The following is a 9469-nucleotide window of genomic DNA, read 5'->3' on the forward strand; positions in this document are numbered from 1 at the left end:
GGGCGTCGGCAGGTGAATCCGTGCCGATCCCGGACCACCCCACACCGCGCCCCCACGGCTGCCGAAGCACGGATCTGCGCGCTGCGGCACGAGCGGAAGCTCGGCCCAGCACGATCGCCCCGGTCTTGGGCATACCCGCCTCCACAGTGCACCGCGTCCTGACCCGCCACGGCCTGAACCGGCTGCGCTGGATGGACCGGCCCACCGGACAGGTCATCCGCCCTTATGAACGCTTCCGCCCTGGCGAACTCGTCCACGTCGACCTCAAGAAGCCCGGCAGCATCCCCGACGGCGGTGGCCACCGCACCATGCCCCGGCAACAGGCCATGGCCAACCGGCAGGCCACAACCGACGCGCGTAAAGGCGGAAGCCCGGTGATCGGTTACAGCTTCGTTCACACCGTCGTCGACGACCACTCCCGGCTCGCCTACGCGAGGTCCTGGCCGGACGAGCGCGAGGAGACCGCCGCCGCCTTCTGGCAGCGCGCGAACACCTTCTTCACCGAGCACGGCATCACCGTCGAACGCGTCCTGACCGACAACGGCTCCTGCTACAGATCCACACTGTTCGGACAGACCCTGAGTGCCGCAAGCATCATCCACGAACGCACCCGGCCCTACCGTCCGCAAACGAACGGCAAGGTGGAGCGCCTGGACCGCACCCTGCTCGACGAATGGGCGTACGTGCGCCCGTACTCCAGCAACGCTGAACGCACCGAAGCCCTGGCGGATTTCCTGCACACCTACAACTATCACCGGTGCCACACCGCGCTCGATGGCCAGCCACCCGTCAGCAGCGTCAACAAGCCTGCGGGTCAATACGCCTGGTTCTCCTCGCCGCCTTGTAGACGCGTCCGGCGCGGCCGCCGGTCACTCAGCCAGCGTGGCCGCCCACTGGGTGAAGATCTTCACGTACCGCGCCGGGTCGAGCTGGTGCATCACGTGCAACGCGTCCGGCACGGACTCGTAGTCGACCTTCACCCCCGCCGACTCCATCAACCGCCTGGCCTGCGCGGCCTGCTCGTCGGAGAGCGCCCCGAGCCGGTCGCCGGTCTCCGGGTCGATGCCGCGCGTGTGGTGCGTGAGGAGTACCGGCGTCTTGACCTGGCTCAGCATGCGCTCGTGCGGGCAGTTCAGTCCGACGGTCCCCTCCCAGAAGGCCCGCGCCCACTCCGGGTCGTACTCTTTCATGTGCTGCGGGATCTCGTCGGCCACGAAGTGCCGCGCCATCGGCGACGACGCGGCGCCGGCCGCGCGGCGGTAGCCCTCCCAGTCGCCCACGCTCCACTGGTCGCCGAGGTACGTGCGGAAGAGTTCGAACAGGGGGCCCGCCCCCTGGCGGACCGAGTGGCCGTATGCAGGGACGAGTTCGGACGCGAAAAACGGGGCGTCCTCGCACAGCGCACCCCGGATCTGCCCGGGCATGGCGTACGCCGACAGCCAGGCCGCCAGGACGCCGCCGGAGGAGTTGCCCGCGACGACGACGGGTCGCTGCACCACTAGGGCGATGAACCGGACCAGGTCGTTGCCGAAGTTGTCGAGGCTGTACCGCTTCGGCGTCCAGCTGCTGCGCCCCTGGCCCCGCAAGTCGACGGCGTAGACGTGGAAGTCCTCCGCGAGGAGGCCCATCGTCTCCTCGTACCCCCACCAGGAGCCCGTCTGCTCGGGGACCAGCAGCACGGCGGGCTTGTCCGGATCACCGGCCTCGGCGTAGTTCATGGTGATCTCACCGAGGTCGGCCTGCTGTTCGGGATAGGCGTGCGGGACGTAGACGTCGCGCAGCGCGGGATCGGCCGTCATTGCTGTCTCCTTGGTCTTTGAGCCCGAACCCGACCAGCACCGGCATCCACCGGTCATCGGGTGGGCGAGTCACGGAGCTAGTATTCGAACCGTGGCCGCCGACGCGCACCGACGATTCCGATGAGTGGAACGCCAGTACAGACCCCTCGCTCGGGACGGCCGCCCCGCGGCGAACCGATCCTGGAGCGGGCCTTCAGGGTCCTGGGCGCCTTCGCGGAGGCCGGGGAGGGCCTGACCCTCCACACGCTCGCGGCTCGGGCGGGGCTTCCGAAGAGCACCACGTCCCGGATCGCGGCCCAGCTGACGGGTGTGGGCGCCCTCGAACGCCGCGACAACGGCGATTTCGTCGTCGGCCTGCAGCTCCTCGAGATCGCCTCGCTGGCGCCCCGCGGTCACGGACTGCGCGCCGCCGCGCTGCCGTTCATGGAGGACCTGCACCGGGTCACCGGCCAGCACATCCTCCTCGCAGTGCGCGACGGCGACGAGGCCGTTCTCGTCGAGCGCCTGTCCGCACGGGACTCGGCAGCGGTCAAGTACAGGGTCGGCGGTCGCCTCCCCCTCACCGGGACCGGCATTGGCATCGCCCTGCTGGCGCACGCCCCCGAGCGGGTGCGGGAGGAGGCGCTGGCCGACGCGAACGACGCGGCGCTCCTGCGCCGGCTCATGGCCGCCGTCCGCACGGAGGGCGTCTGCGCCATGACGGTGCCCAACCCCCTGCGTTCCGGGCCCACCACCATGTCAACCATCGCCGCCCCGATCCTGGACCCTCACGGTGACGCGCTGGGCGCGCTGTCCCTGGTCACCCCCGACGAGGGCGGAACCCGGGCCGCCGCCGCTCGGACGGCGCTGCGGACGGCGGGCCTGGCGATCTCCCGGGCCGTGGGGCGGTGAACCCCGACTTGGCCATGCGGCAGACCGGCGCCCACGGCGCCGGGTCCCGATCTCACGCGCCTGACAACGACCCGCGAAGCCGTCAGCGGCTCAGGACTCGACGAACTTGTCCGCCAGGCCCCGTTCCAGGTAGTCGTCCGGCAGGTCCTGGATGACGAGCTCGGCTTCGGTGCGCTCGGTGTGCAGCCGCCAGTAGGCGTCGGCCATCGTCTGCGGCTGGGAGTCGTGGCCCCCCTTGGCCGATGAAGGCGGCGATCGCCACGTGCGCGGCGTAGACGCCGGTGCCGGAGAGCACCGCATGGAGGTTGAGGATCCAGTTGCGCATCCCGCCGGTGGCGATCTGGACGTTCGCCACGTGCGGGGCGATCACCGGCCCCGGCCCCGCCCCGCTGCTGACCAGGATCGTCCCCGTGCCGCGCTCCAGCATGCCGGGCAGGACGTGCTGCACCGCCGCGACACCGCCGAGCAGGTAGAGATCCAGCTGGGTCAAAACCGAGTCGACGGTGACCTTCGTGGCCTCGACCAGCGGCGCCCGGCGCAGATCGGCCAGGGACGGCGCGGGCGAGTACTCGAGTATGTCGATCGGTCCCAGCCGCTCCTCGGCGGCAGTGAGCGCCGCGTGCAGAGCGGGACGGTCGGTCACGTCGGCGGGGAACGCCTCGGCCCGCACGCCCGTGTCGGACAGGTCGTCGGCCACCGCCTGCAGCGTCGTACGGCTGCGGGCGATCAGCGCCACGTCGACCCCCTCGGCGGCGAACCGCCGGCCGATCGCGCGCCCCAGTTGCGGGCCTGCGCCCACGATCGCGAGCGTGCTCAATTCGCCACCTCGTTACCCTCGTATCGACATTCCGGACTGCGGATGTCGGATCTTCGATGCATGCCGGAACAACGGTAGGAAGCGTGTGGTCTCGGCGCCTCGGATCGGTGCGTCAGCCCGAACAGGAGATTCGCGACAACGATGAGCGGCACTTCCTCAGCAGACGTGAGCGGCGCGAACGCCTTCAGCGACTTCGCACACGAGTGGCGAAGTGTGACTGGTGTCGATGACGCAGAAGCGGTTGCCCTCGGGATCGGCGAGCACGACGAAGTCGGCGTCGTCCGGATAAAAGTCCCAGTCGACGCGCTCAGCGCCCAGGGAAATCAGTCGCGCCACTTCGGCCTCCTGATCGGCGGTGTCGCCGGCATAGAGATCGAGGTGGATTCTCGGGTGTTCCTGCACGGGCGTCGTACTGAGGTCGAGGGCCAGTGCGGCACCGGAGCCGTCGGCCGGCACGAGTACCGCCCAGTCGTCCTTCACCTCACCATCGCGAGGAACGTAGCTCAGTGCCCGACTCCAGAACTCGGCGGCCCGCCGTACATCAGCGGCCCCCATCACGATCGTTCCAATGCTCAGCATCCGCCGATTCTGGCAGACACCGAGGGACCCACGGTGTGAACCGCGTCCCCAACTACGAGGCGAACCGTTCCGGGTTCGGTAGGGACTCGATCATTTGAGAGGATCGAGTCATGGCACGTCCTTCCCCTTACCCGCTTGAGCTGCGCCGTCGTGCGGTCCGCATGGTCGCCGAGGTGCGGCCGGAGTACGACACCGAGTGGGCCGCTATGAAAGCGGTCGCCCAGAAGCTGGGCATCGGCACAACCGAAACCCTGCGGAAGTGGGTACGGCAGGACCAGGTCGAGGGCTTCGCCCGGGTTGAACACGTCGAGGCGGATGGCGGTGACGTCGTGCCAGCCGGTGGCGCGGCGTGTGGTGACCAGAACCCGGCCGCCCGGCAGGCGGTCCAGGAGCGGGCGGAGGTGGCCGGGTGTCGATAACCTTTGCCGGATACCGAGGGTGAAGGGACAGGATAAGTCGATCAAAGCGATTGGGGCAGGAGTGCCAGGCCGGTCTCGCAGAGGTGTGCATCTCCTGGTGAGTGGCGTGGTCTGCCGGCCCGCGACGAGTAAGCTGATCGTTCGTGATCGGACCGGGGAGGTCGGCGTGGACTATGGCGACAAGCTCTTCTGGCTCTCGGTTGTGATTCAACGCAAGTACGCGCAGATCTCCGCCGAGTTCGACCTGACCCCCTCGCAGGCCACGCTGCTCTGCGCAGTCAGGAACGAGCCGCGGCAGATGGCTGACCTGGCCGCGTCGTTGGGTATGACCAAGAACGCATTGAGCCAGCTGGTCGATCGCACCGCGCGGCGCGAGTTGGTCGGCCGGGCAAGCTCGGCGCAGGACCGACGGGTCGTCATGCTCAGTGCGACGCCCGCGGGGAAGGTGCTCGCCGAGGCCGTTTACGCCGAGGTCGCCAAGCGCCTGCCCGAGATCGCGAGGAACCTCGACGCCGACGACCAGCGCGACTTCGAACGCGTGGCCACCGCCATCGTGGACACCTCGGACCTCTCTTCGCCCGCCTCGAACCAACCCATCACACCGTGAGGTCCCGCTGCACCCACACCTTGACGAAGTTCATGCCGTGAACTAATTTCGTTCACGCCGTGAACTAATGGAGGGTGGCAGCGATGAGCACACAGACGACCGGCACGATCGCGGTCTTCGGCGCGACGGGGCAACAGGGCGGGGCGGTGGTCGACGCGCTGCTGGACCACAAGGCGCGGGTGCGGGCTTTGGTCCGCAACCCGCAGTCCGACCGGGCTCAGGCGCTGGCCGCCCGCGGCGTCGAGCTGGCGGCCATCCGGGCCGACGACCCGGCGTCGCTGGCCGCCGCGCTGACGGCGGTCGAGGGGTTCTACTTCATGACCCCGGAGGCGAACAGCCTCGAAGAGGTCGAGGCGGAGATCCGCATCGGTACCGCACTCGTCGACGCGGCGGTCGAGGCGGGCGTCCCGCACGTCGTGTTCAACTCGGTCTTCGGAGCGGACCGGGAGTCGGGTGTGCCGCACCACGACTCGAAGCACTGGATCGAGGAGCACCTGAAGAAGTCCGGCCTGAGGGCCGCGATGGTTCGCGCGACCGCCTTCATGGAGAACTTCGCGAGCGTGATGGCACCGAGCCTGGAGCATGGGGAGATCGTGCTGAGGCTGCCGCTGCCGGAGGACGTCGCCCTGAAGATGATCTCGGTCAGGGACATCGGCCGGGTCGCCGCCGCGCTCCTGCTCGACACCGCGGAGGCGCCCGGCGGAGCCGTCGAGCTCGTCGGCGACGAGCTGACGGGCCCCCAGATCGCCGCGGCGTTCGGCGCGCGCGCCGGGCTCCCGGCACGGTACGAGGTCCTCCCGTTGAGCGTGCTTCCCAACGACCTCGACAAGGCGTTGTTCCGCCAGTTCGCGATGGCGGCGGAATACCCTTCGGACCTCGCGGTGGTGCGCTCGATCGAGCCGGCCGCCCTGGACCTGGTCGAGTGGATCCGAGCTACCGGCTGGACCGCGCCCACAAACGTGGCTGGTTCCTGAGCCTCCGGCAGCGATGAACGCCCCGCGATCGTGCCCACGGTCTCGGCGCTCTGGACACGGCAACGCATCCGCCAACGGTTGAAGTAGTCCCGAAGCTCCCGGGGCGTGCCCGAGGCCGACACCGGCACCGAAACCGCGCTCGTCATCCAGGATCTACCGGACGACTACCTGGAACGGGGTCTGGCGGACAAGTTCGTCGAGCCCTGAGCCGTCGGCGGCTGCACGGCCGAGCCAGGCGGAGGGCGGTGTGTCGTCCCAGTCGTCCACGGCGGCGGTGCCGTGGTCTGCCTGCCTGGTGACGGGCAGCGTCCATGAAGTCCGGGTTCTGGGGGCTGCTGGCCGGCACGACGGCCGCGATGGTGAACTACTTCGTCGAGCTCCCACTCCCCCGTCGCCATCGCGTCGAACGCGTCAGTGCGCACCGAGCGGTCTCCCTGCGCGTACAGGGCCGGCCACCGGGCCTGAGCGCCGGGTGCGCACGCGGTCACCAGTGCCTCGCCGGTGTCGTCGACGACGCGCAGCGCCTGCTCGCTCCACACCCGACCCGACCGGTGGACATCGCGCCGTACGACCGTCTGGCCCGTCTCGAATCCGCGCACCGCATCCCCTCTCCAGCCCGAGGTCGTCGGGCCCGGCCCGGCGTGCCCACCTCAGTCCATCCCGGCCGGGGCGGGCAAGCCACCATTCGAGGGTGACTTGCCCACGCCGGCGCCGCGCCTACCGGCGGCGGCCGAACAGGCCGCGGTTCTTCTTCGCCTCCGCTTCGGCCGCCTCCCGGGCCGCGGCTTCCTCCGCCTGGCGCCGCGCGGTCTTCTCCGCCTGCACCTGTTCCCAGTGTTCGTGCAGGCACGGTTCGCACAGCTCGCGGTGCTGCTGCGCCGGGTAGTGCCGGATCGCGTCCCAGCGGTCGTCGGTGAACTTCGCTCCGCAGCGCCTGCACACGGGCCGCTGCGCCTCGCGGGCCGCGGCTTCGCGCTCCTTCTGGCGCTTGCGGGCCTGCTCCGCCTGCACCGCGTACAGCCGGTCACCGTCGGGGTTGTCCAGGGCCTCCGTCAGCGTCTGCCACTCATCGCGCCCGAGCCTGCGCCACACCTTCCCCGCCGCCCCACCCGGATCGGCCGTGATCCGCTCCAGCTCGGTGACAATCACGGGTACCGCCTGGTGGTAGTCGACGGCCGTGATGCCCCCGCCCGCGTACGGGGTGCCGTCGAAGTAGGAACGGGCGTCCTGCTCCAGCCGCCGCATCCTGCTGGCCCGCTGCGCCTTCGTCTTACCCGTGAACACGAACGCGAGAGGCACGTAGCCCGCGTGGCCGGTCGCCGGGTAGATCCGCGACCACAGTCGGAAGTCGTGCACCACCGCACCGTGGTGGCCGGCCGCCTGCGCCCTGACCTTGTCGGCCTTCGGCGCCAGGAGCTCGAACCACTCGGTGTAGCGGCGCACCTTGTCCACCAGGACGTCGACGGGCTCGTTCACGCGGTCGACCTCCAGGAGCATCACGGGCACACCCGCGTCCGGGGCCCGCATCGTCAGGCCGGCGTACTGGGTGTACCCGTACGGCAGGCGGTGGGCGATCTCGGTCTGCCAGGACAGCGGCGTGCCGAACCCGGCCCCGGTGAGCACGGCTGCGGTCAAAGTGACGGCGGCGGCGTGTTCGTCGTAGCCGTCGCCGGTGACCGGCTCTCCGTCGTCGTACTGGAGCTTGCGCAGCACGGACATCCGCACGCTCTTCGGGAGCAGCTGCTTGGCTTCCTTGTGTCCTCGCTCGGTCAGCACCCACAGCTGGTGTCCCGACTCCAGCCGCGTCTCCACCCGGACCTTCCCCTCGCCCTCGAGGGCGTTGAGGGTGTCCCTCGTGCACCGGTCATGTCGGTCGCCGGGTCGCAGCATCCGCCACAGGTGTTCAGCGGTAGCCCTCTGGAGGCGCTGTCACGTTGGCTGATCGGGCGGAATCATTTTCTGGTTGGTCGTGCTGGGAGGGGGCGTCCGTGGACAACGCACCGCCGTCGTACAAGGGGCACCGGTACCCGGTCGAGGTGATCGCGCACTGCGTGTGGCTGTACTTCCGCTTCCCGCTCAGCTTCCGCGAGGTCAAGGAGCTGATGCTTGAGCGCGGCGTGATGGTGTCCCATGAGACGATCCGCCGCTGGTGCGCGAAGTTCGGGCAGTCCTACGCCAACGGCCGCCTTGATCGACTCGCAGTCGGTCAAGGCGGACGCCGTGGTCGGTGCCGACAGCCGTGGCTTCGACGGCGGGAAGCTGATCAACGGGCGCAAGCGGCACGTCGTCGTCGACGCCCTCGGCCTGCTGCTGGGCGTGATGGTCACCGCAGCGGACATCGGTGACCGCGCCGCCGCGAAGGTGCTGCTCGAGCGGGTGGCCGACGCTCACCACCGGCTGGAACTCGTCTGGGCCGATGGCGGTTACACCGGCAGCCTCGTCGAGCACTGCCTGGCCACGCTCGCCCTGGTCCTGGCGATCGTCAAGCGCAGCGACGACATGCGTGGCTTCGTGGTGCTGCCCAAGCGGTGGATCGTCGAGCGGCTCTTCACCCACCTGATACGAAGCCGCCGCCTGGCGCGCGACTCCGCACGCCGCACTACCAGCGCTGAGGCGATGATCTACTGGTCGATGACCATGGTCATGACCCGCCGCCTGGCCCGCTCACGCTCCGCGCGAGCGTGAACCGGCCCGGTGTCGGCTCGGCCAGCCAGCCGCGGGCCACCAGGCGTTTCGCCTTCGCCCGCAGCGCCTCCACCCGGGCCGGCACCACGTCCATACCGAACATGGCGGCCATCTCCTGGCAGGTCAAGGGCCCTTGACGGAGCCGGGCTCGGTCCGCGAGCGCGGCCAGGATGCGCTGGTAGTCCGCCGACAGTGCTGTCCGGCCCAGCCCTTCGCGCCACACCGGAACCTGCGACTTCGCCTTCGCCGCATCCCGGAGCGCCGACTGTACCTCCGCATCTCGCGGATCTGGGGTGGCCTCCGCCTCGGCGGTGGCGCCGTCGCCCGGAGCCAGCACCGTATCGACCCGCCTGCGCGCGATCGCCCACTCCAGCCATTCCAGCTCGGCCGCAGCCAGCTCGGCCTGGATGCGGTCGGCTTCCTCGCGCAGCCCGTCGACTCGACGACGGGCGGCGAGCTCGTGCTGTTCCAGCAGTCCAACAACCGACGGCATCCGCGACCTCCCGGGAAACGACGACCCGACAGGCCACCACTCCCACGGAACCACCGCTCCTATCCCCGACCAGCGGAAACGCGTCGATCACCTCCGGAAAGACAACAGCTTCTCAGATGTTGGGTGTGACCTGGGGTTTCGTGGTTGCGAGGTAGTGGTTGTTCTCGTATTCGACCGGCGGGACGTGGCCTATCTCACCGTGGAG

6 protein-coding genes and 5 pseudogenes are annotated in these 9469 nt (G+C 69.7%); 6 read left to right on the plus strand and 5 right to left on the minus strand.

Annotated features, from left to right (window positions below; translation table 11 throughout):
* Positions 1 to 24 precede the first annotated feature (24 nt).
* Positions 25 to 821: pseudogene (locus tag ACIA6T_RS35040) on the plus strand (IS481 family transposase); the annotation flags it as partial.
* A gap of 48 nt (positions 822 to 869) precedes the next feature.
* Here ACIA6T_RS35040 and ACIA6T_RS35045 read toward each other — a convergent pair.
* Positions 870 to 1799 carry an alpha/beta fold hydrolase gene (locus tag ACIA6T_RS35045; RefSeq protein WP_399450553.1) on the minus strand — a complete coding sequence of 310 codons (930 nt, stop codon included), beginning with the start codon at positions 1797 to 1799 and terminating at the stop codon, positions 870 to 872.
* A gap of 120 nt (positions 1800 to 1919) precedes the next feature.
* On the opposite strand from ACIA6T_RS35045, the gene ACIA6T_RS35050 reads away from it, so the two are divergent.
* On the plus strand, positions 1920 to 2690 hold the full coding sequence (locus ACIA6T_RS35050; RefSeq protein ID WP_399450554.1) for an IclR family transcriptional regulator: 771 nt from the start codon (positions 1920 to 1922) through the stop codon (positions 2688 to 2690).
* A 90-nt stretch (positions 2691 to 2780) separates the two neighbouring features.
* On the opposite strand, the pseudogene ACIA6T_RS35055 reads toward ACIA6T_RS35050, so the two are convergent.
* Both ACIA6T_RS35055 and ACIA6T_RS35060 read right to left on the minus strand, forming a co-directional pair.
* Positions 2781 to 3507, minus strand: a pseudogene (locus tag ACIA6T_RS35055) (SDR family NAD(P)-dependent oxidoreductase).
* A 156-nt stretch (positions 3508 to 3663) separates the two neighbouring features.
* The gene (locus ACIA6T_RS35060; protein WP_399450555.1) at positions 3664 to 4086 is read right to left on the minus strand and encodes a VOC family protein; all 423 of its coding nucleotides are present in this window, start codon (positions 4084 to 4086) and stop codon (positions 3664 to 3666) included.
* Positions 4087 to 4196: 110 nt separating this feature from the next.
* Between ACIA6T_RS35060 and ACIA6T_RS35065 the strand changes: the two are divergent.
* The 3 genes and pseudogenes from ACIA6T_RS35065 to ACIA6T_RS35075 all read left to right on the plus strand — a co-directional run.
* Positions 4197 to 4382 (plus strand): annotated as a pseudogene (locus ACIA6T_RS35065) (IS3 family transposase); the annotation flags it as partial.
* A 289-nt stretch (positions 4383 to 4671) separates the two neighbouring features.
* Entirely contained in the window at positions 4672 to 5112 is a 441-nt protein-coding gene (locus tag ACIA6T_RS35070) for a MarR family winged helix-turn-helix transcriptional regulator (RefSeq protein WP_399450556.1), read from the plus strand.
* An 83-nt stretch (positions 5113 to 5195) separates the two neighbouring features.
* A complete protein-coding gene (locus tag ACIA6T_RS35075; RefSeq protein ID WP_399450557.1) occupies positions 5196 to 6086 on the plus strand; it encodes an NmrA/HSCARG family protein in 891 nt (296 codons plus the stop codon).
* A 717-nt stretch (positions 6087 to 6803) separates the two neighbouring features.
* On the opposite strand, the pseudogene ACIA6T_RS35080 reads toward ACIA6T_RS35075, so the two are convergent.
* Positions 6804 to 7994 (minus strand): annotated as a pseudogene (locus ACIA6T_RS35080) (replication-relaxation family protein); the annotation flags it as partial.
* Between the two features lie 80 nt (positions 7995 to 8074).
* Between ACIA6T_RS35080 and ACIA6T_RS35085 the strand changes: the two are divergent.
* Positions 8075 to 8771: pseudogene (locus ACIA6T_RS35085) on the plus strand (transposase).
* Here ACIA6T_RS35085 and ACIA6T_RS35090 read toward each other — a convergent pair.
* Positions 8728 to 9264: a hypothetical protein gene (locus tag ACIA6T_RS35090; RefSeq protein WP_399450558.1), complete on the minus strand. Its 537-nt coding sequence runs from the start codon at positions 9262 to 9264 to the stop codon at positions 8728 to 8730. The pseudogene ACIA6T_RS35085 and the gene ACIA6T_RS35090 overlap by 44 nt on opposite strands.
* Positions 9265 to 9469 lie beyond the last annotated feature (205 nt).

The sequence above is a fragment of the Streptomyces sp. NPDC051740 genome, from assembly GCF_044453165.1.
Classification (GTDB): Bacteria; Actinomycetota; Actinomycetes; order Streptomycetales; family Streptomycetaceae; genus Streptomyces; species Streptomyces atrovirens.